Annotated in this window: 20 protein-coding genes and 1 pseudogene; 8 read left to right on the forward strand and 13 right to left on the reverse strand. The window is 64.3% G+C overall.

Features of this window, described 5'->3' with window-relative positions:
- Window positions 1-2,187 carry a molybdopterin cofactor-binding domain-containing protein gene (locus DCM80_RS20995; RefSeq protein ID WP_257193474.1) on the reverse strand — a complete coding sequence of 729 codons (2,187 nt, stop codon included), beginning with the start codon at window positions 2,185-2,187 and terminating at the stop codon, window positions 1-3.
- An 11-nt stretch (window positions 2,188-2,198) separates the two neighbouring features.
- The gene (locus tag DCM80_RS21000) at window positions 2,199-2,648 is read right to left on the reverse strand and encodes a (2Fe-2S)-binding protein (RefSeq protein ID WP_257193475.1); all 450 of its coding nucleotides are present in this window, start codon (window positions 2,646-2,648) and stop codon (window positions 2,199-2,201) included.
- A 267-nt stretch (window positions 2,649-2,915) separates the two neighbouring features.
- Between DCM80_RS21000 and DCM80_RS21005 the strand changes: the two genes are divergently transcribed.
- Window positions 2,916-4,535, forward strand: a complete 1,620-nt coding sequence (locus DCM80_RS21005; RefSeq protein ID WP_257197989.1) for a B12-binding domain-containing radical SAM protein — start codon at window positions 2,916-2,918, stop codon at window positions 4,533-4,535.
- Between the two features lie 7 nt (window positions 4,536-4,542).
- Here DCM80_RS21005 and DCM80_RS21010 read toward each other — a convergent pair whose 3' ends face one another.
- Complete coding sequence (locus DCM80_RS21010) at window positions 4,543-5,931, reverse strand: MFS transporter (RefSeq protein WP_257193476.1); 1,389 nt, start codon at window positions 5,929-5,931, stop codon at window positions 4,543-4,545.
- Window positions 5,932-6,315: 384 nt separating this feature from the next.
- Here DCM80_RS21010 and cax point away from each other — a divergent pair, with 384 nt between their 5' ends.
- Window positions 6,316-7,416, forward strand: coding sequence for a calcium/proton exchanger (gene cax / locus DCM80_RS21015; RefSeq protein ID WP_257197990.1), 1,101 nt, complete (start codon window positions 6,316-6,318; stop codon window positions 7,414-7,416).
- 84 nt (window positions 7,417-7,500) lie between these two features.
- On the opposite strand, the gene DCM80_RS21020 is transcribed toward cax, so the two are convergent.
- The 8 genes from DCM80_RS21020 to DCM80_RS21055 all read right to left on the reverse strand — a co-directional run bounded on the left by DCM80_RS21020 (window position 7,501) and on the right by DCM80_RS21055 (window position 15,020).
- Entirely contained in the window at window positions 7,501-9,201 is a 1,701-nt protein-coding gene (locus tag DCM80_RS21020; RefSeq protein WP_257193477.1) for a SulP family inorganic anion transporter, read from the reverse strand.
- A gap of 312 nt (window positions 9,202-9,513) precedes the next feature.
- Window positions 9,514-9,789, reverse strand: a complete 276-nt coding sequence (locus DCM80_RS21025) for a hypothetical protein (RefSeq protein WP_257193478.1) — start codon at window positions 9,787-9,789, stop codon at window positions 9,514-9,516.
- A gap of 14 nt (window positions 9,790-9,803) precedes the next feature.
- The gene (locus DCM80_RS21030; RefSeq protein ID WP_257193479.1) at window positions 9,804-10,235 is read right to left on the reverse strand and encodes a pyridoxamine 5'-phosphate oxidase family protein; all 432 of its coding nucleotides are present in this window, start codon (window positions 10,233-10,235) and stop codon (window positions 9,804-9,806) included.
- A gap of 120 nt (window positions 10,236-10,355) precedes the next feature.
- The gene (locus DCM80_RS21035) at window positions 10,356-10,532 is read right to left on the reverse strand and encodes a hypothetical protein (protein WP_018322718.1); all 177 of its coding nucleotides are present in this window, start codon (window positions 10,530-10,532) and stop codon (window positions 10,356-10,358) included.
- 260 nt (window positions 10,533-10,792) lie between these two features.
- A complete protein-coding gene (locus DCM80_RS21040; RefSeq protein WP_257193480.1) occupies window positions 10,793-11,704 on the reverse strand; it encodes an MBL fold metallo-hydrolase in 912 nt (303 codons plus the stop codon).
- Window positions 11,705-11,740: 36 nt separating this feature from the next.
- The gene (locus DCM80_RS21045) at window positions 11,741-12,946 is read right to left on the reverse strand and encodes an NAD(P)/FAD-dependent oxidoreductase (protein ID WP_257193481.1); all 1,206 of its coding nucleotides are present in this window, start codon (window positions 12,944-12,946) and stop codon (window positions 11,741-11,743) included.
- A 43-nt stretch (window positions 12,947-12,989) separates the two neighbouring features.
- Complete coding sequence (locus DCM80_RS21050) at window positions 12,990-13,979, reverse strand: alpha/beta fold hydrolase (protein ID WP_257193482.1); 990 nt, start codon at window positions 13,977-13,979, stop codon at window positions 12,990-12,992.
- Window positions 13,980-14,075: 96 nt separating this feature from the next.
- A complete protein-coding gene (locus tag DCM80_RS21055) occupies window positions 14,076-15,020 on the reverse strand; it encodes an AraC family transcriptional regulator (protein ID WP_257197991.1) in 945 nt (314 codons plus the stop codon).
- A 457-nt stretch (window positions 15,021-15,477) separates the two neighbouring features.
- On the opposite strand from DCM80_RS21055, the gene DCM80_RS21060 reads away from it, so the two are divergent.
- Entirely contained in the window at window positions 15,478-16,407 is a 930-nt protein-coding gene (locus tag DCM80_RS21060; protein ID WP_257193483.1) for an AraC family transcriptional regulator, read from the forward strand.
- 12 nt (window positions 16,408-16,419) lie between these two features.
- On the opposite strand, the gene DCM80_RS21065 is transcribed toward DCM80_RS21060, so the two are convergent.
- Complete coding sequence (locus tag DCM80_RS21065) at window positions 16,420-17,163, reverse strand: SDR family NAD(P)-dependent oxidoreductase (protein WP_257193484.1); 744 nt, start codon at window positions 17,161-17,163, stop codon at window positions 16,420-16,422.
- Window positions 17,164-17,307: 144 nt separating this feature from the next.
- Here DCM80_RS21065 and DCM80_RS21070 point away from each other — a divergent pair, with 144 nt between their 5' ends.
- The 5 genes and pseudogenes from DCM80_RS21070 to DCM80_RS21090 all read left to right on the forward strand — a co-directional run bounded on the left by DCM80_RS21070 (window position 17,308) and on the right by DCM80_RS21090 (window position 23,580).
- Window positions 17,308-18,078 carry a methyltransferase domain-containing protein gene (locus DCM80_RS21070; protein ID WP_257193485.1) on the forward strand — a complete coding sequence of 257 codons (771 nt, stop codon included), beginning with the start codon at window positions 17,308-17,310 and terminating at the stop codon, window positions 18,076-18,078.
- Between the two features lie 194 nt (window positions 18,079-18,272).
- Complete coding sequence (locus DCM80_RS21075) at window positions 18,273-19,274, forward strand: DctP family TRAP transporter solute-binding subunit (RefSeq protein WP_257193487.1); 1,002 nt, start codon at window positions 18,273-18,275, stop codon at window positions 19,272-19,274.
- Window positions 19,275-19,430: 156 nt separating this feature from the next.
- Window positions 19,431-19,907, forward strand: a pseudogene (locus DCM80_RS21080) (TRAP transporter small permease); the annotation flags it as partial.
- A 219-nt stretch (window positions 19,908-20,126) separates the two neighbouring features.
- Window positions 20,127-21,407 (forward strand): TRAP transporter large permease, encoded by a 1,281-nt coding sequence (locus DCM80_RS21085; protein WP_257197992.1) that lies wholly within the window; start codon window positions 20,127-20,129, stop codon window positions 21,405-21,407.
- A gap of 244 nt (window positions 21,408-21,651) precedes the next feature.
- Window positions 21,652-23,580 carry an alkyl/aryl-sulfatase gene (locus DCM80_RS21090; protein WP_257193488.1) on the forward strand — a complete coding sequence of 643 codons (1,929 nt, stop codon included), beginning with the start codon at window positions 21,652-21,654 and terminating at the stop codon, window positions 23,578-23,580.
- 82 nt (window positions 23,581-23,662) lie between these two features.
- Here the strand turns inward: DCM80_RS21090 and DCM80_RS21095 are convergent, their stop codons facing one another.
- Complete coding sequence (locus DCM80_RS21095; protein WP_257193490.1) at window positions 23,663-24,733, reverse strand: glycosyltransferase family 4 protein; 1,071 nt, start codon at window positions 24,731-24,733, stop codon at window positions 23,663-23,665.
- Window positions 24,734-24,813: the final 80 nt, after the last annotated feature.

A 24,813-nucleotide genomic window follows, 5' to 3' on the forward strand; every position in this document is an offset into this window, starting at 1 on the left:
TCAGGCAAAGGTGATGTTCTGGTCGCGCAGCGGCACCGAACGGATGCGTTTGCCGGTCGCGGCGAAATACGCGTTGAGCACCGCCGGCGCCGCGACGCCGATGGTGGGCTCGCCGACGCCGCCCCAGAACCCGCCGCTCGGCACCATCACCGATTCCACCTTCGGCATCTCGCCGATGCGCATCGAATTGTAGGTGTCGAAGTTGGTTTGCTCGATCTTGCCGTCCTTGACGGTGCAGCCGCCGTAGAACAGCGCGGAGAGGCCATAGACGAAGGAGCCTGCGATCTGCCGCTCCACCTGCGCCGGATTGACGACGTAGCCGGGATCGGTCGAGGCGACGATGCGATGCACCTTGATCTTGCTGCCGTCGGTCACCGAGATCTCGGCGGCTCCGGCGACATAGCTGCCATAGCCCATCACTTGCGCGATGCCGCGATAGACGCCCTGCGGCGCCGGCTTGTCCCAGCCGATCTTCTCGGCGACCGCATTGAGCACCGCGAGGTGCTTGGGGTGATTGCCCATCAGCTTGCGGCGGAATTCGAGCGGGTCCTGGCCTGCGGCCTGGGCCAGCTCGTCCATGAAGCATTCCATGTAGATCGCGTTGTGATTGACGTTGACGCCGCGCCAGAAGCCGGGCGGGACGTGCGGGTTGCGCATCGCGTGCTCGACCAACAGATTCGGCACCGAATAGCCGAACGCGGCCTCGCCGGATTGGGCGACGCCCTGGAAGGCGGCCGGATCCATGCCGTTCTGCAGCGCTTCGGGGCGCAGCGAGAACAGGATCGATTGCCCGGACAGACGGTAGTGCAGCGCGATCAGATTGTTGTTGGCATCGAACGCGCCGGTCATCTTGCACTGGGTGATCGGGTGATACCTGCCGTGCGCCATGTCCTCTTCGCGCGACCACAACAGCTTGACCGGGGTGCCCGGCATCTGCTTGGCGATCATCACGGCCTGACGGACATAGTCGGTCTGGCCGCGCCGGCCGAAGCCACCCCCGAGCATCACCTTGTGGACGTCGCACTTCTCCGCCGGCAGCCCGGAGGCCTCCAGCACCGCTGCGAAGGCCGCTTCGCCGTTCTGCGTGCCGCACCATACCTCGCATTTATCCGCGGTGTAGAGCGCGGTGGCGTTCATCGGCTCCATGGTGGCGTGGTTCTGGTAGGGATAGGCGTAGACGGCCTCCACCTTCTTGGCGGCACTGGCAATGGCGGCTTTGGCGTCGCCATTCTTGTTGCCGACATAGGCCGGCTGGTCGTCCTTGAGCCCCTCGGCCAGCCACTTTGCAATCGACTCGCTCGAGACCTTGGCGTTGTCACCCTCGTCCCAGACGATCGGCAGCGCCTCCAGCGCGGTCTTGGCGTGCCACCAGGTGTCTGCGACCACGGCAACCGCGGTATCGCCGACCTTGACGACCTTCTTGACGCCTTTCATGCCGGCGATCTTGGCTTCGTCGTAGCTCTTCAGCTTGCCGCCGAAGACGGGACAGTCCTTGATCGCGGCGTTCAGCATGCCCGGCAGCTTGATGTCGGCGCCGTAGATCATGGCGCCGGTGGTCTTGTCGAGGGTGTCGAGCCGCTTCACGCCCTTGCCGATCAGCTTCCAGTCCTTCGGATCCTTCAGCTTGACCTCGGCCGGCGGCGTCAGCTTCGCGGCGGCTTCGGCGACCTTGCCGTAGGTCGTGGTTCGGCCCGACGGCTTGTGGGTAATGACGCTGTTTTCGGCCGTGCATTCGGAGGCCGGCACTTTCCATCCGTCGGCCGCGGCCTGGATCAGCATCACCCGCGCGGTGGCGCCGCCCTTGCGGACATAATCCTGCGAGGAGCGGATACCGCGGCTGCCGCCGGTGGAGAAATCGCCCCAGACGCGCTTGCGGGCGACGCTCGTGCCGGGGGTCGGATATTCGGTCGTGACCTTGGTCCAGTCGCATTCGAGCTCCTCGGCCACGAGCTGGGCGAGGCCTGTGAGCGAGCCCTGGCCCATCTCGGAGCGGGCGATGCGGATCACGACAGTGTCATCGGGCCTGATCACGACCCAGGCGCCGATCTCAGGCGAGCCGTCCGCGGCGCGGACCACGGCGGGGCCGCCGAAGGGGATGTCGAGGCCGATGGCGAGGCCGGCGCCGAGCGTGGCGCTGCCGATGACGAAGGCACGGCGGTTCATCCTGGGAGAAACATGCTTGTTCATGGGGCGGCTCCTTACGCGCTGGCGATCGTGTGGATCGCTTCACGCACCTGTTGGAAGGTGCCGCAGCGGCAGATGTTGGTGATCGCCTCGTCGATGTCGGCGTCGGTCGGTTTCGGCTTCTCGTTCAGCAGCGCGGCCACGGCCATGATCATGCCGCTCTGGCAATAGCCGCATTGCGGCACGTCCTGGGCGATCCAGGCCTCCTGCACCTTGTGCAGCGTGTCGCCCGAGGCGAGCCCTTCGATCGTGGTGATCTTCTTGCCTTCGGCCTCGCTGATCGAAACCCCGCAGGAGCGGGTGGCGACGCCTTCGATGTGAACCGTGCAGGCACCGCATTGTGCAATGCCGCAACCGTATTTCGTGCCGGTCAGGCCGGCATTCTCGCGAATCGCCCACAGCAGGGGCGTATCCGGCTCGACGTCGAGGGTGAAGGTTTTTCCGTTGATTGTTAGGTTTGCCATCGCAGTCCCCTGATTGGCCCAATCCACCGATTGAACTCAGGCGCGCAATGTGTCCGGCAAACTGGAACGGTTCAAATCAACAGTCCGAGGGGTCCCTGCGAGGAATTTGGCCGTCGCGGGCCGCAAGATCTCTCTTCAGGCGCCGGCTGCCGGGCCTGCGGCGACGTCTGCGGTTCCAGCGCATGTGGCCGAGCGACAGTTTGTCCTTTTTGCCGGGATGCAAGACGACCGCGCTTTGCTACACTGCGCCGACGCAAAAGGAGTTCCATCGACGTGCCAAGCCCCTGCAACGTGTTGATGCTCTATCCGCTGTTCACGGCGGAATCGTTCTGGAGCTTTGGCGAATCCTGCAAGCTGATGGGGGTGCGGCGTCCCGCGGCCCCGCTCGGTTTGATCACGGTCGCGGCGATGCTGCCCGAGAGCTGGACGGTCCGGCTGATCGACTGCAACACGCAGGCGTTCGATGACGACGCGCTCGCCTGGGCCGACGTCGTCTTCACCGGCGGCATGTTGCCGCAGCAGGCGGATACGCTGCGCTTGATCGATATGTGCCGCGCGGCGGGCAAGCCTGTGGTCGTCGGCGGTCCCGATCCGACCTCCAGTCCGCACATCTACGAGAAGGCCGACTTCCGGGTGCTCGGCGAGGCCGAGAGCGTCATCGACGACTTCATCGCGGCCTGGGAGAGCGGGGCGCGGTCCGGCACCTTCACCGCGCCGAAGTTCCAGGCCGACGTCACCAGGACGCCGGTGCCGCGCTTCGACCTCCTGAAGTTCGAGGACTATCTCTATCTCGGAGTACAATATTCCCGCGGCTGTCCGTTCACCTGCGAGTTCTGCGACATCATCGAGCTCTATGGCCGCGTGCCAAGGACCAAGACGGTCGAGCAGATGTTCGTCGAGCTCGAAACGCTCTACAAGATGGGCTACCGCGGCCATCTCGACTTCGTCGACGACAATTTCATCGGCAACAAGAAGTCGCTCCGCCAGTTCCTGCCGCAACTCGCCGAATGGCAGCGCGCCCATGGTTACCCCTTCGAGCTCTCGACCGAGGCGTCGGTCAATCTCGCCGACGATCCTGAACTCCTGGAGCTGATGGGCGCGGCCAACTTCTTCGCCATCTTCGTGGGCATCGAGAGTCCCGACCCTGCGACCCTGGTCGCGATGCGCAAGAAGCAGAACACAAGGCGCAACATCGCCGAGAGCATCCACAAGATCTATGCCGCCGGCATGCTGGTCACCGCCGGCTTCATCGTCGGCTTCGACAACGAGAAGGTCTCGATGGCCGATGCGATGATCGATTTCATCGAGGAGGCCGCGATTCCCGTCGCCATGGTCGGCCTGCTCTACGCGTTGCCGAACACGCAGCTGACGCGGCGACTGGAGCGCGAAGGGCGGCTGCATCCGGGCCACGACGTGGCGCCGACCATCGGTGCCGATCAATGCACGGCCGGCATCAACTTCGATCCGGTCCGCCCGCTGCGCGAAATTCTGACGGACTACAAGCGGGTGCTGGAGCACATCTACAGTCCGGCAGCCTATGCGGGACGCATCGAACGCCTGATGACGTTGCTCGATCGATCCAGGCAGCGCTCCGAGCTCACCGAAGGGGATATCCGCTCCAAGCTGGGGGCGATGGAAACGGTGCACAAGGTGGTCACCGCCCTTCCCGAGGCGCGGGGGCCGCTGTGGCAGGCCTTCATGAACTGCGCCAAGCGCGATACGTCATCTGCCCGCATCGCGGTGCAGATGATCGCCGCCTACGCCCACCTCGGACCGTACTCGCGCAAGGTCATCGCTGCCATCGACTCGCGCCTTGCCGCGATCGAGGACGAGACGGTCGTTCCGGCGGCGGCGTCCGGCATGACGGCCGCCCGGCATCTGGCCTAAGGGGGCCTTACTTCACCGCCAGCCGCAGGAAGCTCATCACGCTGCCGAGGGCGGCAAAGCCGGCACCGAGCGACAGCGCCAGCGTTGCGCCCTCGTGGCCGGCGAGCGCAAAGCAGGCCGCGGCAAGCGCGGCGCCGGTGGTCTGTCCCGTCAGGCGTGCGGTGGCGACGATGCCCGACGCGCTGCCGCTGCGATGCGGCGGCGCGCTCGACATCACCGCCTTCATGTTCGGCGCCTGGAAGAAGCCGAACCCCATGCCGCAGATCACCATCCGCCAGATGATGTCGGCAACGGCGGGGTTGGCGGGAAGCGTCGCGAGCAGCGCCATGCCGAGACCGAGCAGCACGAGGCCGATGCCGCCGAGCAGGCCGACCGCGTGGCGGTCGGACAGGCGTCCGGCGATCGGCGCCATGATGCCGACCACCAGCGGCCACGGCGTCATGAAGAAGCCGGTCTCGACCTGCGAGCGGCCGAGCACGTCCTCGAAATAGAACGGCAGCGAGACGAAGGCGAGGCCCTGGACTGCGAAGGAGCACACGGCCGTTGCCGCCGACAGCGCGAACATCGGCCGGGCGAACAGGTCGATCGGCAGCATCGGCGCGGGATGGTCGGCATGCCGGCGCGTCAGGATCAAGCCGAGCGCGAGCGCGGCGACCAGCTCGGTGCCCACGAGCACCGGCGACAGATTGTGCGCGGCGCTGCCGATGCCGGTGATGAACAGGCCGAGGCAGGCCGACGCCAGGATCGCGCCGAGGAAATCGAAGCCGTGATCGGCGCGCGGTGTCTTCGGCAGCATCGCAAAGCCGATGCCGATCGCGACGAGGCCGAACGGGATGTTGACGGCGAACAGCCAAGGCCATGGGCCGAACGCCAGGATGGCCGACGCAATCGACGGCCCGAAGGTGAAGGCGGTCGCGACCACCAGCGCGTTGTGGCCGAAGCCGCGGCCGAGCATCCGTCCGGGATAGACGAAGCGCACCAGCGCCGTGTTGACGCTCATGATGCCGCTGGCGCCGAGGCCCTGCAGCGTACGCGCGAGCAGCAGGCTGTCCAGCGACCACGCCACCGCGCAGAACAGCGAGGCGATGGTGAACAGGATCAGGCCGCCGAGATAGATGCGCTGGTGCCCGACGATCTCGCCGAGGGCGCCGAGCGGCAGCAGCGTTGCCACCAGCGCGATCTGGTAGACGTTGACGACCCAGACCGACTGCTCCGGGCTGACGTGCAGATCCGCGGCAATGGCGGGCAGGGCGATGTTGGCGATCGCGGTGTCGAGCGAGGCCATCGCCAGCGCGGTGAAGATCGCGGCGATCGCCCAGCGGCGCTGGGCTGCCGGGAGACCATCGGCGACGGGGCGGTCGGGCTCGCGCGCAGCGGCGGGTAACGTGGTTGTCATTGCGTTGGCGCGGCGCTCCGGCGCGTGGCTCCAAAGTCCAGTTGGCATGTACTACGGTGGGACCGCCTTCCACAGCCATCCGCTTGCATGCTGTCTATGCGCGAAAAGGTGCGGCGGCGGTGCCAGGGGGCTCGAGACAAAAAATCGAAAAACAACCCCATGCACAGTAGAATGCCCCTTGAAAGATAAGGGATTTTCGAAACGCCCCGTCGGCGGTTGCGATCACGTTGGCGCAGCGGCCAAACCCCTGCGGCTGCAAACCGCGGACGCATGCGGCGAAGCCCGCGGCGCGCGCATCTGTCGGCCGACGTTGAGCCAGATCAACACTCCCGCAGCAGGCTCGCGGACCTTTCCTGGAGGGCATCGATGGAAGGGGCCGCCGATATGCAGATCCTGCTCAGGGAGATCCGGAATACCCCTTTACTGTGGATGCTCGCCTTCGTGCCCATCGTGCTGGTGGCCGAGAAAGCGGCTCCGCAGTCCCACACGCTGCTGTTCGTGCTGGCCGTGCTTGCCATCGTGCCGCTGGCGGCCCTGCTCAGTCATGCCACCGAAGCCGTGGCAGCGAAGACGGGTGATGCCGTTGGCGGGCTGCTCAATGCTACGCTCGGCAATTTGACGGAACTGATCATCGCCATCACGGCACTGCATGCGGGCCAGTACATGCTGGTGAAGGCCTCGATTGCGGGCGCGATCGTCACCAACGCGGTGTTCATGCTGGGGGCCTGCCTGCTGCTCGGCGGCTTGCGCTATCATGTGCAGGAGTACAACCGGGCCGGTGCGCGGCTATCATCGGGTCTGCTCCTGATGGCAATCGTGGCCCTGCTCGCGCCGTCGGCGGTCGCCGATCTCGATCACCTGCCGCAGGATGGCGGCATCCTGACCAAGCTCAGCCTCGGCATTTCGATCCTGCTGATCCTCGCTTACGGACTCGGCCTGTGGTTCTCGCTCGTGACCCACAAGGAATTGTTTGCCAGCGCCGACCACGGCGACGACAAGGAGGCGCACTGGCCGATCGGGGTAGCCGTGGGCACGCTGCTGGTCGTCACGGTGCTGGTCGCGCTGGTCAGCGAAATCTTCGTGGAATCGGTGCAAAAGGCGGCGGAAACCTTCGGGATGAGCCCGGCCTTTGTCGGCTTCATCGTCGTCTCGCTGGTCGGGGCCGCAGCCGAGTTTGCGGTGGCTTTTGCCGCTGCGCGTAAGGACCGGCTCGACATGGCGGTGAGCATCGCGCTCGGCAGCGCCTCGCAGATCGCGCTGTTCGTGGCACCGGCGCTGGTGTTGCTCAGCTACGTGGTCGGGCCGAAGCCCATGGACCTGCAGTTCTGGCCGGGCGCCGTCACCATGGTGATGATCGCGACGGTCACGTCCGCCTACATCACCGCCAGCGGCCGCTCCGCGTGGTTCGTCGGCGCGCTGATGATCTTCATCTATGCGGTCTTTGCGCTGACGCTGTATGTCGTTCCGCCGGCGGGCGAGGGATAGACTGCATCGGTTTGCCGGTGGCTCGTCCGTTGGTGGCGGCTCGCGGCAGGTGCCTTTATACGGGCCGACCTTGACCTGGTCCTCCTAGTCCTCCCACGCGACGTCATTGATCTCCAGATAGCTCGAAACGGCCGAGCCGATGGTCGGAAAGAACTGGGCTTCGCCAAGCTGAGCATACAAACCAAAACGCTTCAGCTTGTCCTTCACGGGATCCTTGAGCTCGGCAAAGCAGAGTTCAATGCCCCTGGCCTTGAGCGCCTCGTCCAGTTCGGCAACAGTATCGCAGGCGGTTACGTCTACGCTCGTGACCGGTTCGGCGGCGACGACCAGCCAGCGCACAGGTGTTGGCGATGTCTCGACCGCGGCGAGAATTCGCTCCTTGAAGAACTCGGCGTTGGCGAAGAACAGCGGCGCATCCCATCGGAACAGCACCAGTCCGGGGATCAAACGGGCATCGGGATATCTCGTGATGTCGTGATAGCCCCTGACGCCGTACGCGCGCCCGAGAATGGCGGAGTGCGGACGCCAGCCGTCCCAGAGGAATTCCGCAATCGCCACCGCAACGGCAAGGCCGATTCCCGGAATTGGGCCCAACACGGCCACGCCCACGAAGCACAGCACGGTCAACCAGAACTCCCACCGCTGGATCCGGTAGATCCGCTTGAGATCGTTGATCTCGATCAGGCCGATCGCGGCTGCGATCACCACTGCCGCCAATGCGGCGTTCGGCAGGTGCTGCAACAAATTGGGCGCTAGCAGTAGCAGGAACGCGATCGCGAGCGCGCCGACGACATTCGCCAGCTGGGTGCGCGCGCCGGCGGCTTCGGCAACCGGCGTACGCGACGTGCTGCTGCTGATCGGAAAACCCTGAAAGAAGCCGGTCGCCAGGTTAGCTGCGCCAAGACCCACCATTTCCTGGTTGGGATCGACCTTGTCACCCAAACGAGCAGCATAGGTTCGCGACAACACGCTGGTGTCGGCGAACGAGACCAGGGCGATGGCGGATCCGCCGGCCAGCACTGGGATCAGATCGCTGTATCCGATCCTGGGAATAGCGAAAGCCGGCAGACCTTGCGGAAGTGGCCCCAGGACTTTCACACCATGACCGGTGGCCAGATCAAGCAGTGCCACGACAAGGGTCGCTGCGACGACGGCGATCAGGACTCCCGGCAGTCGTTTGCTGCCCTTGAGCAGCAGGATGACGATCAGCGTGCCAAGCCCGACGGCAAATGCAGTCCAATTCATCTTGCCTTCGTGGATCCCGGTGGCGATAGCCCAAAGGTCTTTCAGCGGGCCCTCGCTCTCGATCGAGAAGCCGAGCAGCTTTGGCAGCTGGCTAATCAAGACGGTCAGCGCGATGCCGTTCATGTAGCCATAGCGTATCGGCTTGGACAGAAGCTCGGTCAAAAACCCCAACCGCGCGATGCCCGCCACAATGAGCACAGCTCCTGAAACGAGTGCCATCATCGCGGCAAGCATTGCCGCGCGCACCGGATCACCGCCAGACAAGGGGGCAATCACGCCGAGGATGACGGCAGCCAGCGCCGAGTCGGGACCGAGAACGATGATGCGGCTCGGACCGAACATCGCGTAGACAAGAAGGGGAACGATGGTGGCGTACAGCCCGTGGATGCCCGGCAGGCCGGACGCCGCGGAATAAGCAATTCCGACCGGAACGAGCATGGCCGCCAGCGCGAGACCTGCGAAAACATCGTGCCGAAGCCAATCAGATTGGTAGTGGCGAAGCGTATGGATTCCCGGGACCCAACGTGTCCAATCGTTCACGGAGTTCACTCCAATGGCCGGCCGCCCTGCGGGCTATGGCCAATACCGCGGCAGTCTGGTGTCGGCTCGCCGATCGCGTGCAAAGATCTGGCAGCGTCTCGAACGTTCCCTTGGCGCAAATCAACGTTGTCGACGCCTCGACGCTGCTCGGCGTAGCAACGTTCAGGACGTGGAGCAAGAACCTGCGCTTCCGGAATTGATGCTGTCGCTCCCCATCCCCCGGGGGCAGATCGCATTTGGCGCGCTGCGCGAACTGAGCGCGCGCTTGCAGCGGCAGAGCCGCCGCCCCGCCCGTCGCTTGTTCTACCGGCTTCACGGCAGAAGCGTCGTGAACTCATAGATGACGACGGCGGCGCCGAGACAGCGCCGCCAGGGGTTCATACCGCGAACGATCTCATCGACGCCCCAGAGGATGAGTCCGCCTTTCAACACGATCGTCAAGCCGACGCTGGCATTGCCTGCGGAAGGCCAGATCCAAAGCAGGACGCCCGCAACGATCACGGTCCACAGAAGCAGATTGGGCCACTGCGCGATGGTGATGGCACCGGTTTCGCGGCTCCGGAAGAACCATTGAAGGAATCGCCGCACGATGAGCTCGCCGATCAGAGCTCGATCTCACCCTCGTCACGCCCCTTCCAATAGGTCACGCGGCTAGCCTTGACCTTGATCAGGACGATGCCCGGCGTATCGATGCCGTCCTCGAACCATTTGTCGAGATCGCCGGTCCAGTGCTGTTGGAATGCCGCCTTGTCGCGGATCAGATCGGCGGTCCCTTCGACGGCGATGTAGATGCCCTTTGAGAACAGGCCAGCTTCCGACGAAAACCCGAGCGCCACTTTCGGGTTTCGTTGGATGTCCGATACGGTACGAGTCCGCTCATGGGCAAAATAGTATGACGTGCCGTCGTAGGCGACATCCCCGTTGTTGCTCATGGGACGGTTGGCGATCTGGCCGTTGTCGGTGTGGGTCGACAGAATGGCGATGTCGATGCCGGCCATTTCCTTCGCGATCTCGGCGAGCGATGTCTTGGACATGAACTTTCCTCCAGTAGGCCCGGAGCAACGGCGCGGTCCCACGCATGTTCCGCGCGCTCGTATTGCCCAAACAAAAACCGCCCCCGGCTTCGACCGGAGGCGGTTTTGAACTGGATGGGTTCAGTGTCCAGTGCCGGGCTTAGTGGTCTTCGGCGGCTTGCCGTCTTCCATGCGGCCCTCGTTGCGAAGATCGCGTCCCTCCTGAGCCTTGCGCTGGCTCTCGGGGTCCTTGCCGTGCTCGTTCATCTCTTCCTTGATGTAACCGGCACCTTCCTTGATCTTGCCTTCAACGCTCATGATGTTCTCCTTCTATATAGGAGACAACGCGTGGGCGCAGCTACCGTTCCGGTCTCAGACGAGCGCCAATTTGCGTGGAACTGAGTTCGGGCGCGTCGTTGCGGCGGGATGTTTCGACGGACGCGCATCCGCGGTCATGCCGGCGATGGTCGCATGCTGCCGCATTGTCTCCTGGACCAAGCTCGCGCGGCGGTGTTCCGGAGCGCGCGCTCAATTCGTCCGTGAACGCGCGCTCCAGTCCGGTTTGGTTCAAGAGCCGATCAAAAGTCCCAGAAGACGGGTACCCAGCGGAAAGCATCGCCAGCGGCCGCGACATGACCGACCGATGGGAACGGCATGTGCGTGGCCACCAGCAGCTCGCCGCTCTCCGCGAGCTCCCGTAACAGCCGGATGCGGACGCGCGCTGCCTCCTCGGGGTCGTGCTCGAACCCGTTATGCCACTCGGGCTGGTCAAAGCCGACGGCAAACACGGCGTCGCCGGCAAATGTCAGCGCCTCGCCGCCGGACGCCACGCGGACCACGCTGTGTCCGGGCGTGTGACCGCCGGTACGGCGGACGACGACACCGGGTGCAACGTCGTGCTGCTCCTCGAACGGCCGGATCTGGCTGCCGTACATCTTCACGAACTGCTTGGCGGTGGCCCGAAGCGCATCGGGAAAGCCTTGCGGCATGTTGGTATGGGTGAAATCGGGCGACTCCCAGAACTTGACCTCTGCGGCCGCCACGTGGATGCGCAGGTCCTCGCGCAGCCGTTCCTTCACGCCGTCGACCAGCAGCCCGCCGACATGATCCATGTGCATGTGGGTGAGGATCAGGTCGGTCACGGACGAGAGGTCGATCCCGGCGGCCTCCAGGCGCTTGATCAACTGTCCAGCCCGAGGCAAATGCAGGTCTGGGTCGGACCCGAGTCCAGCGTCGATGAGGATCGTTTGGGCGCCGCTGCGCACCATGACAGCATTTAGCGCCCAGTCAAAGGCATCCTGAGGCAGAAACATGTCGTCCAGCCAGGCTGCCCGGACAGCCGGGTCGGCGTTGTGCGCCAGCATGGTGGTCGGGAGCGGCAGCACGCCGTCGCTGACCACCAGCACGTCGATGTCGCCGATGCGCACCGCGTAGCGCGACGGCACGAGCTCTTCGGGATTCGATGCAATGGAAACGTTGTGCAGGTTCATTTTGGTCTCCTGTTGAATTTTGGGTGGCTACTTTGCTTAAAGAGCGGTGACGCGCTCCGGATCGGCCGAGGCGAGGGCTGCGGCACGTTCAGCCTTGGGCGGATATATCCAGACGGTGTTGATCTCCTGCTTGGTCTTCTTGGCGACGTCGCCGACCATCTCGACTGCGCGCTCCCAGCCGCGCGTGAACAGCGCACCGGCATCGCCGAGGTCGAGGCAGGTGACGTAAGCCTTCTGGTGATAAGGTCTGGTCGCAACGCCCAGCAACTCGGCGGCGGCGTTGTTGCCGGCGAAGGCGCCCATCCGGGTCGCGTGCTGACATGACATCAGCGCGTAATTGCCAACATCGTCACACGCGGCTCGTGCGGCATCGCCGGTGGCGAAGACACCGGTCACTGATGGGACGCGAAGGTCACGGTCGACGAGCAGCCGGCCAAACTGGTCGCGTTCGGCAGGGATCTGAGCCGTCAACGGAGCTGCGCGCATGCCGGCGGCCCAGATCACCGTTTCGCATTCGATCTGCTCGCCGCTGGAAAGCTTGACGCCGGACTTGTCGAGCGAGGCCACGCCGGCACCGAGCCTGGTTTCGATGCCGAGTTTGCGCAGCGCCTCCTCGATGATGGGGCGGGGGCCTGCGCCCATGTCCGGCGCGATTACCTCGTTGCGGTCGACGATCACTACGCGCAGCTGGGCGTCCTTGCCAAGTATCTTGCACAGGCGCGCCGGCACCTCGGTCGCCGCCTCGATGCCGGTGAACCCGCCGCCTGCGACGACAACGGTATTGCGCGCCTTCGAGGCCGGGCGGCTCGACAGCCCGTGGAGGTGACGATCGAGTGCGATTGCATCATCGAGCTGGTCCACGCTGAAACCGTGCTCGGCAAGGCCGGGGACATTCGGGCGAAACAGCCGGCTGCCGGTGGCGACCACCAGCCGGTCGTAGGCTAGCTTCTTGTGCGTGCCTTGCGCGGCAGCGATCTCGACGACCTTGGATTTGGTATCGATCGCGTCAGCTTGGCCTTTGACATAAACGACGTCGATCGACTTGAGGAGGTCCTGTAGGGGGGCGGTCAGGGTCGCGGGGTTCGGCTCGTACAGTCGCGGGCGAACCACGAGCGTCGGCTCGGGCGCAACGAGCGCGATCTCGAGCTTGTCGGGCGAAACGCCCTGGATGTCGCGGAGGCGAGCAGCTGAAAGGGCGGCGTACATGCCGGCGAAGCCGGCGCCAATGATGACGATGCGCATGTTGACTGGTCCTCGATTGATGCGATTGCGAAAGAGAGCGGAGTTACGCCGTCACGAACCTGAGCAAGTCGGCATTGACGATCTCGGGATGCGTCGTGCAGAGGCCGTGTGGCAGCAGGTCGTAGATCTTCAATGTGCTGTGCTTCAGGAGCCGGGCCGACAGCTGCGCCGAGTCGGCAACGGGGACGATCTGATCGTCGCCGCCGTGGAGAATGAGCGTCGGCACTCCGATGCTCTTGAGGTCTTCGCTGAAGTCGGTTTCGGAGAAGGCCTTGATGCCGTCGTAGTGGGCCTTGCTGCTGCCCGTCATGCCTTGACGCCACCAGTTCCAGATGGCGGCCTGTGAGGGCTCGGCGCCCGGACGATTGTAGCCGTAGAATGGACCGCTAGCGAACTCGAAATAGAAACGCGACCTGTTGGCGGCAAGCTGCCGGCGCAACCCATCGAACACCTCAAGCGGCAGTCCGCCGGGATTGGATTCGGTCTTCAGCATCAGGGGCGGCACGGCGCCGATGAGCACGAGCTTGGCGACGCGATCCCGGCCATAGCGCGCCACGTATCGCGTTGCCTCGCCGCCACCGGTGGAGTGGCCGACGTGAACGGCGTTGCGAAGATCAAGATGCTCGGTGAGTGCGGCGACGTCGGCGGCATAATGATCCATGTCGTGACCGTCGCTGACCTGGCTCGAGCGCCCATGGCCGCGACGATCATGCGCGATCACGCGAAAGCCCTTGCCGAGGAAGAACAGCATCTGGGCGTCCCAGTCGTCGGCGCTGAGCGGCCAACCGTGATGGAAGACGATCGGCTGCGCGGACTTTGGTCCCCAGTCCTTGTAGAAGATCTGGACACCGTCGCTGGTGGTGACGGAGGTTGCACCGTCGCCCTTGCCGGTCGAAAGGGCGGTGGTCTTGTCGTCGTGGTCGGCTGCCGAGGTGGAGCGGACAGTCAACGACGCCGTGTACAACAGTGTCGTTGCGAGAATGTTTCGCCGCGAGGTGCTCGCGAGCCGGCTGACAGAACTGATCAAGGTCATTTGCCATTTCCGTTTCAGGTGTGGGGCAGGGTGTTTCTAGCGAACTGCGTGCACCGCGGCCCCAGCACGATTGATGCGATTGCAGCGAGATTGCTGCTAACGCGCGCGCCGACGCCAATCGCTCGGCGACTCCCCGGTCAGCTTGCGAAACGCTGCGGCAAAGGCAGTCTGGGAGGAGTAGCCGAGCGCGACAGCGATCGAGACGACGGACGCGTCGGTGTCGCGCAGCATGTTCATGGCTTGCTCGAGTCGGTGCTGGCGCAGCCAAGCATGCGGCGAAAGCCCGGTACTGTCCTTGAAGGCGCGGCAGAAGTGAAAGCGCGACAAGCCGGCCTCGGCGGCAAGCGCTGCGAGCGAGACATCGGCATCACTGTCGGAGCGCAACCGCTCGATCGCCCGAAGCAATGCTTTCGGCGCCAGCCCGCCCCTGGCCGGCGCGATCATGCTTGGCGAGCCGGTATGCGCGGCCAGAAGCCGCGTCGCCAGCAAATCCATGAGTTGTTGCCTGAATAGCGTATCCAGCGCGTCGTGCCCTTCCAGCACGTCCGCCGCGCTCAGCAGCAGCCGGGACGTCACTGGATCGGGATGCGCGGTTCGCTCCAGGAGCTCGGACGGTGCGCCGGCTTCTGCTTCGTCCGCGACGCGCTTCAAGGTCGTCTGCGGAAGGTAGAGTTGAACGACATCGACGGGTTTTGGAATGTCCCACCGGGAGCTCGATCCCTCGGGAATGATGATCACAACTCCCGGACGAAAGGTCCCGATTGCGACGGATGGCCCGGACCGCCGCTCCATGCGTTGCACGGCGCCGTTGTAAGCCATGATGACGTGGTGGCTCATGGGCGCGACGACGTCGTGCAGCGGCTCATGCTTCCAGTGAGCAATCCCGGCGCCAGATGAATCCAGCGCCACGCGGAAAGGCACCGTTCCGAGCACGCGGGCCATCTCCACGTCGGCAGCTGGCCGATCTCCTGCCGAGTCACGCCGCATTTGCGACGCGGCGAGGATTTCGTTCGGCGAATCTCGCAAGACGACTTTGCTCATGGCTTGGATGCGCGACAAATCGATCATCGCCAGCCGCCGTAGGTCCGGGCCGAACGGCCGGTCTGGTGATCTCTGCTCAAGGGATGCATCGGCTCCGAACGATCCGTCGAAGTTCCGATGCCGTTGATTTACGGGGTTCTAGGTGGCGTAAAGACCTGTGTCTTTCCTGATCCTGCCGTGCATTGCCTGATCCTGCTTCGCGCACGCCAAGGGTGCGCAGTTTGCGTGCGCTTGTGAAAAGTCGTGAGATCCGCGTTACGGTTCGGTAGCCGCCCGCGCCGCCAAGGGACGAGCCGATCATCCTGAAATGGTTGATAAATTCTCGCCCCCGCCAATGACGGGCCAGGAGAGAGTGCGACGTCGTCAGCCGTGGACAGCGGTGGATGAATACCGATATACGACCTTGGAAATGGCAGGTTGCATGGCCTGCTCCTCGACGTTACGGAGGAGACATGGGATGACCAGAACAGGTGCGTACGGCGAACGGATCGGTGCATTCCTCCGTCTCGATGAAGTGCCGTCCACGCTGATGACCCGGTCGCTGCGCAACGCCGAGATCGCAGTGACGGAAACGCGGCACGACGATCCCGTGCTGGGTCTGTCCGGCTCGTTTGCTGCGGAAGATGCCTATCTCGTCAGTCTGAAATTGCGCGACTACCCGGAATGCGAGATCTGGGAGCAAGGTCGTCACCTCACCAAGGCGGATGTCCATGCCGGGACGACCTATCTATACGATCTCAGGGCCGACCCCCGCTACGTGATCGACAAGCCGTTTCACTCTCTGCACTTCTACGTGCCGCGTTCGGCGCTCGATGGCCTTGCCGATCAATCGGGAGCGCGCCGCATCGATACGCTCGACTGCAGCCCCGTCGGGCACGATGATGCCACCGTCCGTAATATCGGCATTTGCTTGCGCGATGGATTGCGCCGGCCGGACGAAGCCAACCAACTTTTCATCGATCATATGATGCTGGCGCTCACGGCTCATGTCGCGGAGACCTATGGAGGCTTTCGGCACAAGGCTGAGACCAGCCGCGGTGCGCTTGCGCCATGGCAGCTCGCGCGCGCATGCGACAAGCTTGAGGCCAACCTGGCCGGAAAGTTGCCGTTGCAGGCGATCGCTGCGGAGCTCGGCCTCTCCGTCAGCCATTTCTCTCGTGCGTTTCGCGCTGCGACCGGCCTGCCGCCGCATCGCTGGCTTCTGCATCATCGCGTGAGAACCGCCAAGCGTCTCATGGGCGAGCGCAGTTCATCGCTGTCCGAGGTAGCGATTTCGGCCGGTTTTGCCAACCAGAGCCACTTCACGCGGGTCTTCTCCGCGATTACCGGCGTCAGCCCGGGCGCGTGGCGGCGCGATGCGCTGGGTACAGCAAGCCGCCAGCGGTGATTTGCGGGTGTGCTAAAACTGATACCGCCGCAATCCGCCGTCAACCGGGATCACCGTGCCCGTGATGTACCGGGCCACCGGTGAGGCCAAGAACACCGCGAGCGCCGCCAGATCCTCCGGCTCGCCCCAATAGCCGACCGGAATTTCCTCTTCCGCAAAGCGCTCGCGATAATCGGGTGCGTAGTTGCGGCGGATCTGCTCGCTCATGATGCGGCCGGGCGGGATGCAATTGATGGTGATGCCGTGCTCGCCGATCTCGCGCGACAGGCCCTTGGCCCAGGCGTGCACCGCGGCCTTGGCGGCGAAGGCGGCGTTGAGGCCTTCGGGCTCCGACTTGCCGGTGATGTTGACGATGCGGCCCCATTTGCGTTCGATCATCTGCGGCAGCAGCGCATGCGCGATGCGGCGGTAGCTGGTGAAGTTCAGCGCGATCGCCTCGTCCCATTTGCTGTCGGGCGCATCGACCGGCAGCGGCCGGCTGCCGCCGGCATTGTTGATGAGGATGTCGACATGGCCGAGCTCCTTCAACGCGAAAGCCGCGATCCGCTCCGCCGCGTCCTTGGCCATGACGTCCTGCTCGAACGGCGTGATCAGGCCGCCGCCGACTTCCTTCACGAGCTCTGCGAGCAAGTCGCCGCGCCGCGCCACGCCGACGACGCGCACGCCTTCGGCCGCGAGGCCTTTTGCAATGGCGCGTCCGATGCCGATGCTCGCGCCGGTGACAACAGCGGTTTTCGATTTGAGCCCGAGGTCCATGGTGACACGCTCTCTTGGTTGTTCTTGCTTGTTGCTGATCGCTTCCTGTCCCGTCCCGGCGGCCTTGCGAATTGCCTGAGCGGGACGAGCAGTGGTAACCAAGAGCGGCGTTGAAGGAAACACGAAAAAGAAAAGGCGTTGGGCATGGTCTGGGATCCGCAGCAATATCTGAAATTCTCCGGCCATCGGCTCCGGCCCGCCGTCGACCTCTTGATGCGGATTCCGGATTTTGGCCCACGCGAGATTGTCGATCTCGGCGCGGGCGCCGGCAACGTCACGAAACTCATTAGGGAGCGCTGGCCGGAGGCGAGCGTGACCGGTGTCGAAGGTTCGGCCGAGATGGTCGCGGCCGGCCGCAAGGCGGCACCGGATGTGGAATGGTCACATGAAGATCTCGGCCATTGGCATCCGGCCAGGCTATACGATCTGATCTATTCCAATGCCGCACTGCACTGGCTGCCCAATCATGCGGCACTGTTTCCGTCGGTGATGGAGAGGGTGAAGCCTGGCGGCATGCTTGCGGTGCAGATGCCGCGCAACTTCCTGGCGCCGTCGCATGTGTTGATCGGCGAGACCGCGCTCGATGGTCCATGGCGGTCCAAGGTCGAGCATCTCGTCACGCCGCCGCCGGTCGAGGGGCCGGCCTACTACCATGATCTTCTCGCGCCGATGTCGGCCAATATCGACATCTGGGAGACCGAATACCTGCAAGTGCTCGAAGGCGACAACCCGGTCAAGGAATGGACCAAGGGGACCTGGCTGACACGCTATCTCGACGTGCTCGCGGGGGACGAGAAGATCGCGTTCGAAGCTGCCTATGGCGCGCGCGTTGCGAAGGCCTATCCGAAGAATGCGGCGGGACAGACCCTGTTCCCGTTCCGCCGCCTCTTCATGGTCGCCCAGCGCAAGGGCTGATGCATTGCCGCAATGCGATATAAGCGCTCGTTCCTACGAACGGGCGCGCGTGCCGGGTTGCGCAGACAGCGTCCGTCAAGATAGCTTGGGTGCGGTAAATTGGGCTTAGGTCTGGTTGTTCGGCTTGCGGATTGCTGCCAGTACTGACCGCAAAACAAAAAGAACCCGGTTTCGAGGTTGTTGGGGAGGTTTTCATGCGCAAACTGCTACTCGCGGTCGCGGCGGCCGCATTCGGTCTGGCCCCCGCCGCTGCGTCGGCGCAAGCCCCGATCGTCATCAAGTTCAGCCACGTCGTCGCCAACGACACCCCGAAAGGGAAGGGCTCGCTGAAATTCAAGGAGCTGGCCGAGAAATACACCGACGGCAAGGTCAAGGTCGAAGTCTATCCGAACTCCACGCTCTACAAGGACAAGGAGGAAATCGAGGCGCTGCAGCTCGGCTCGGTGCAGATGCTCGCGCCTTCCACCGCGAAATTCGCGCCGCTCGGCGTCAAGGAGTTCGAAGCGCTGGATCTGCCCTGGCTGTTCAAGGACGATGCGGTCTATGCCAACGCGATGAAGGGCACGATCGGCAAATGGCTGTTCCAGAAGCTCGAGGCCAAGGGCATCACCGGCCTCGCCTATTGGGACAACGGCTTTCACATGCTCTCCGCCAACCGCGCCTTGCTGAAGCCGACGGATTTCCAGGGTCTCAAATTCCGGATCTCCGGATCGAAGATCGCCGACCAATATCTCCGCATCATGGGCTCGATCCCTCAGATCATGGCGTTCTCGGAGGTGTACCAGGCCCTGCAGACCGGCGTGGTCGACGGCTGCGAGAACACGGCGTCGAACTACCTGACGCAGAAGTTCTACGAGGTGCAGAAGGACATCACCGTGTCCTATCATGCCCATCTGCAATATGCCGTGATCGTCAATTCCAAGTTCTGGTCGGGCCTGCCGCCCGACATCCGCGGCCAGCTGGACAAGGCGATGGCGGAGGCGACCGACTACACCAACTCGATCGCGCGCCAGGAGAACGAGGACGCGCTGGCCGAGATCAAGAAGACGGGCAAGACCAACCTGCATTATCTCACCGACGCCGACCGCAAGGCCTGGCAGGAGGCGATGCAGCCGACTTATAAATGGGCAAAGGGGCGGGTCGGGCAGGAGGTGCTCGATCTCCTTGCCAAGGAACTCGACGTCAAGATGAACTGACGGGCTGCGCCCCAATAAGAACAACGCCGACGGTCGGGGGTGATCGCACTCCCGGCCGTTTCACTCTTGAATGGACGAGCCGAAGCTGGGGGGACCAAGTTGCTGCGAGTGCTGAATCGTTTTCTCGATCATCTCGAGGAATGGCTGATCGCGACGATGATCGCGGCCGCGACGTCGCTGATCTTCGTCGCCGTGCTGCACCGCTACGGCGCCGGGCTGTCGATCGACATCGCCAAATGGGCCGAAGCCCGCAACCTGGCTTTCCTGGCCGTCCCGATGCGCGCGGTGTTCGCGTGGCTTGCCGCGATTGACCTGTCCTGGGCGCAGGAGCTCTGCATCTACATGTTCATCTGGATGGCGAAGTTCGGCGCCGCTTACGGCGTGCGGACCGGCATCCATGTCGGCGTCGACGTGCTGGTCAACATCCTTCCGGGCGGATCGCGCCGGCGCGTGATCACCTTCGGCCTGCTGTGCGGCGCACTTTTCACCGCCATCATCGCCTATTTCGGAGCCGCCTTCGTCGGCCACATGTGGCACAGCGGCCAGCAGTCCAACGATCTAGAAGCGCCGATGTGGATTGTCTATCTCACCATCCCGGTCGGCTCCGGGCTGATGTGCTTCCGCTTCCTGCAGGTCGCCTGGTCGTTCTACCGCACCGGCGAGCTGCCGCACCACGACGTGGCGGGCGTCGAAGGCGTCGAGGTGGATCCCGTGCATCCGGCCCCGGTCACGCCCACGCAGGTGGTTCGGGACGAGCGCAGCCCGCTCGGCTGGATCCTGATGCTGCTGCCGGTGCTGATCGTTGCCGTGTGCATCGCTCATGCGGCCCACATCATCGCACTGCCGCAGGGCCTGCGCGTCTTCATCGTGTTCGCGTTGCTGCTGTCCCTGATGCTCACGGGCATGCCGATCTCGATCGCGCTGGGTCTCACCGTGCTCAGCTTCATGTTCACGCTGACCGACGTGCGAACCGAATCGGTAGCGCTGAAGCTGTTCACCGGCATCGAGAATTTCGAGATCATGGCGATCCCGTTCTTCATCCTCGCCGGCAACTTCCTGACCCATGGCGGGGTGGCGCGGCGAATGATCACCTTCGCAACCTCGCTGGTCGGCCATTGGTACGGCGGTCTCGCCCTGTCGGGCGTGGTGGCCTGCGCGCTGTTCGCCGCGATCTCCGGCTCGTCGCCGGCGACCGTGGTGGCGATCGGCTCGGTGATCCTGCCGGCGATGGTCGCGCAAGGCTTCCCGAAGCGGTTTGGCGCGGGCGTGATCACGACCTCGGGCTCGCTCGGCATCCTGATTCCGCCCTCGATCCCGATGGTGCTCTACGCCGTCTCCACCAACAGCTCGGTCGGCAAGCTCTTCATCGCCGGCATCGTGCCGGGATTGGTGCTGGCCTCCCTGCTGGGCGCCACGACGTTCTACCGGGCCTGGCGCAACGATTATCCGCGGATGCCGAAGGCCACCTTCCTCGAGCGTCTCGACGCCTTCCGCAAGTCGATCTGGGGCATTCTGCTCATCGTGATCGTGATCGGCGGCATCTACAGCGGCCTGTTCACGCCGACCGAAGCCGCCGCCGTCAGCGCGGTCTACGCCTTCATCGTCGCGGTGTTCATCTACAAGGATCTGAAGCTGCGCGACGTGCCGCGGGTGCTGCTGTCATCGGCGAACCTCTCGGCGATGCTGCTCTACATCATCACCAACGCCGTGCTGTTCTCGTTCCTGATGACCTACGAGAACGTGCCGCAGGCGCTGGCGCAATGGATGATCGACCAGGGCCTGGGGTGGATCGGGTTCCTGCTGCTCGTCAACCTGCTGCTGCTGATCGCAGGCAACGTGATGGAGCCGTCCTCGATCATCCTGATCATGGCGCCGATCCTGTTTCCGGTCGCGGTCAAGCTCGGCATCGATCCCATTCATTTCGGCATCCTGATGACGGTCAACATGGAGGTGGGCCTGTGCCATCCGCCTGTCGGCCTCAATCTCTACGTCGCCTCCGGCATCGCCAAGATGGGGATCACCGAGCTCACGGTGGCGGTGTGGCCATGGCTGCTCACCATGCTGGGCTTCCTCGTGGTGGTGACGTATTGGCCCGGCCTGTCGCTGTGGCTGCCGAGGCTGCTGGGGATGTAGCGGCGAGTGCTGAATCCCTCTCCCCTTGCGGGAGAGGGTGGATTCGCGAAGCGAAGCCGGGTGAGGGGTCTTTCTCTCCTCACGAACAGTCTTGCGAGACGGAAAGAAGCCCCTCATCCGGCGCTTCGCGCCACCTTCTCCCGCAAGGGGAGAAGGAAAGAGGCACCGCCTGCTGCCGCGGCCAGTGATGGCAATCGACCGCGAGATGCGGTTAGATGCCGCGCAACGGGCCGGGAGGAGCAACATGACGGAATCCAGCAGCGAGCCGAAGGACGCAACGCCCTCCGTCATCGCGCAGCAAGCGGCGATGCTGAACGCGCTGCCGTTTTCCGACACGCGGGATTTCGACGATGCTGCGCGCGGCTTCCTCGGCACGATCGAGAATGCGACGATCACAAATCCGCAAGGGCGGACGGTCTGGAGCCTCGAGCCCTACGGCTTCCTATCCGCCGAAGAGGCGCCGCCCACGGTCAATCCCAGCCTGTGGCGGCAGTCGCGCCTCAACATGCAGCACGGCCTGTTCGAGGTCGTGCCCGGCGTCTACCAGGTGCGCGGGCTCGACATTGCCAACATGACGCTGATCGAGGGCGACAGCGGTGTCATCGTCGTGGACACCCTGACCTCGATCGAGGGCGCCCGCGCCGCGCTCGATCTCTATTTCAGGCATCGCGGCGTGAAGCCGGTCTCGGCCGTCATCTTCACGCACACCCACACCGACCATTGGGGCGGTGCCCGCGGCGTGGTGGAGGAGGATGCGCTCGCCAGCGGCCGCGTGCCCCTCATCGCGCCGAACCTGTTCATGGAGCATGCCGTCTCCGAGAACATCATTGCGGGACCGGCGATGCTGCGCCGGGCGCAGTACCAGTTCGGGCCGTTGCTCGCCAAGGGGGCGCGGGGACAGGTCGATTGCGGTCTCGGCAAGTCGATGGCGGCGGGATCGGTTGCGCTGTTGCGCCCGACCGACCTGATCATGGCGACCGGCGACACGCGCGTGATCGACGGCGTTGCGTTCGAATTCCAGATGGCGCCGAACAGCGAAGCGCCGGCGGAGATGCACTTCTTCGTCCCGCGCTACAAGCTCTTGAACCTCGCCGAGAACTGCACGCACAATTTCCACAACCTGCTGCCGTTCCGCGGCGCCGACGTGCGCGACGCGCTGGCCTGGTCGAAGTATCTGGGCGAGGCCTTGCAGCTTTGGGACGGCAAGGCGGAGGCGATGTGCGGCCAGCATCACTGGCCGGTGTGGGGACGCGAGCGCATCGGCACGATGATCAGGCAGCAGCGCGACCTCTACAAATTCGCGCATGACCAGACCATCCGCCTGATGAATCACGGCCTCACCGCCGCCGAGATCGCCGAGACGATCAAGCTGCCGAAGAGCCTGGAGGGCGCCTGGCACGGCCGCGGCTATTACGGCCACATCCGCCACAATGTGAAGGCGATCTACCAGAAATATCTCGGCTGGTACGACGCCAATCCGGTCAATCTCGATCCGCTGCCGCCGGTCGAGTCCGGCAAGAAGTATGTCGAGTACATGGGCGGGGCGGACGCGATCCTGGCGCGGGCGCGCACCGATTTCGACAAGGGTGAATTCCGCTTCGTCGCGCAAGTGCTCGGCCATCTCGTCTTCGCCGCGCCCGACAATGCGGCGGCCCGCGGTCTCTTGGCCGATACGCTGGAGCAGCTCGGCTACGCCGCCGAAAGTGCGACCTGGCGCAACGCCTATCTGTTCGGCGCCCAGGAATTGCGCCAGGGCATGCCGAAGGTGCCGGCCCGCCCGCCGATGCCGCGCGAGACGCTGGCAGCGCTGCGCACTTCGCAGCTCTGGGACGTGCTAGGTATTCGCCTCAACGGTCCGAAGGCGGAAGGCAAGCACATCGTCCTGAACTGGAGCTTTTCCGACACCGGCGAGACCTTCGTGCTCAATCTGGAGAACTGCGCGCTCACCTACACCGAGGGGGTGCAGGCCGAAGGCGCCGATGCCAGCTTCACGCTGGCGCGCGCAACGCTCGACGAGGTGATCGCCAAGCTGACGAGCTTTCCGGAGGCGGTTGCGGCCGGCAAGGTCAAGCTATCGGGCAACCCGATGAAGCTGGCCGAGCTGATGGGCCTGACGGACGAATTCCCGAGGATGTTCGAGATCGTCGAGCCGAAGCGGGCGGTGGTGGTGTAGGGCGGCTCGTGCCCCGGACGCAGCGCAGCGCTTCTTCAGCGGTGCGCTGCAGAGCCGGGACACGAGAGTTGCTCGTGGCCACTTACTCCGCGCTGCTCACCAGCTTGATCCGCGGCGCCTTTTCTTCGGCGAGGCTGCGGTAGGCGGCGAGATAGTCCAGCGCCATGCGCCGCGCCGTGAAGCGCGTCTCGAATTGCCTGCGGATCGCGGCGCGGTCGAGTTGCGGAAGACGGTTCACCACGCCCGCCGCGCTGATCACGTCCTCGACGATGAAGCCGGTCAGCCCCTCGTCGATGATCTCGGGCACCGAGCCGCGGTTGAAGGCGACGACCGGCGTTCCGCAGGCCATGGCCTCGATCATCACGAGGCCGAACGGCTCCGGCCAGTCGATCGGCAGCAGCAGCCCGAGCGCGCCGCTGAGGAAATCGGACTTCTCGTGATCGCTGATCTCGCCGATGAACTCCACCAGCGGGTTGTTCTCGATCATCGGCCGGATCAGCTCGTCGTAGTAATCCTGGTCGGCACGATCGACCTTGGCCGCGATCTTCAGCGGAATGCCGCAATGGGTCGCAATCTTGATGGCGCGATCGACGCCCTTCTCCGGCGCGATGCGGCCGAGCACGGCGAGATATTCCTGTCGCGCGGACTTCGGCGTCAGCAGGTTCTCCGGAAGACCGTGATGGATCGTCGTCACCCAATTGGCCTGCGGCACCGGTCGCCGCTGCGCATTGGAGATCGAGATGACGGGCATCTTGGAGAAGGTGTTGAAGACCGGCTGATGCTCCGGCAGGTCGAGCCGGCCGTGCAGCGTGGTCAGGAACGGCGTCGGCTGCCGGTGAAACAGCGACCAGGGATAATAATCGAGATGGAAGTGGAGGAAGTCGAATTCCTCGTCGTCACATTTCTGCCGCACCTGCTCCAGCAGCACCATGTGCAGCGCATTGGGATCGCGCACGGAACCGTCGAGGCGGAGCGCCTTCGGCCACAAGGCATCGAGCTTGGCCGAGGTTTGCGAGTCGCCGCTGGCGAAAAGCGTCACGTCGTGTCCAAGGGCCACCAGCTCTTCCGTCAACCAGTGCACCACCCGCTCGGTGCCGCCATAAAGCTTGGGTGGAACAGCCTCCGTCAACGGAGCTACCTGCGCGATGCGCATCTCACCATCTCCTCTGCGATCATGATTGTCGAAACCCCCGCCAGTACGGCACCGGCTATGCCAGACAGGGGAACGTTCCC

The sequence above is a fragment of the Bradyrhizobium sp. WBOS08 genome (genome assembly GCF_024585125.1).
GTDB classification, from domain to species: domain Bacteria; phylum Pseudomonadota; class Alphaproteobacteria; order Rhizobiales; family Xanthobacteraceae; genus Bradyrhizobium; species Bradyrhizobium japonicum_B.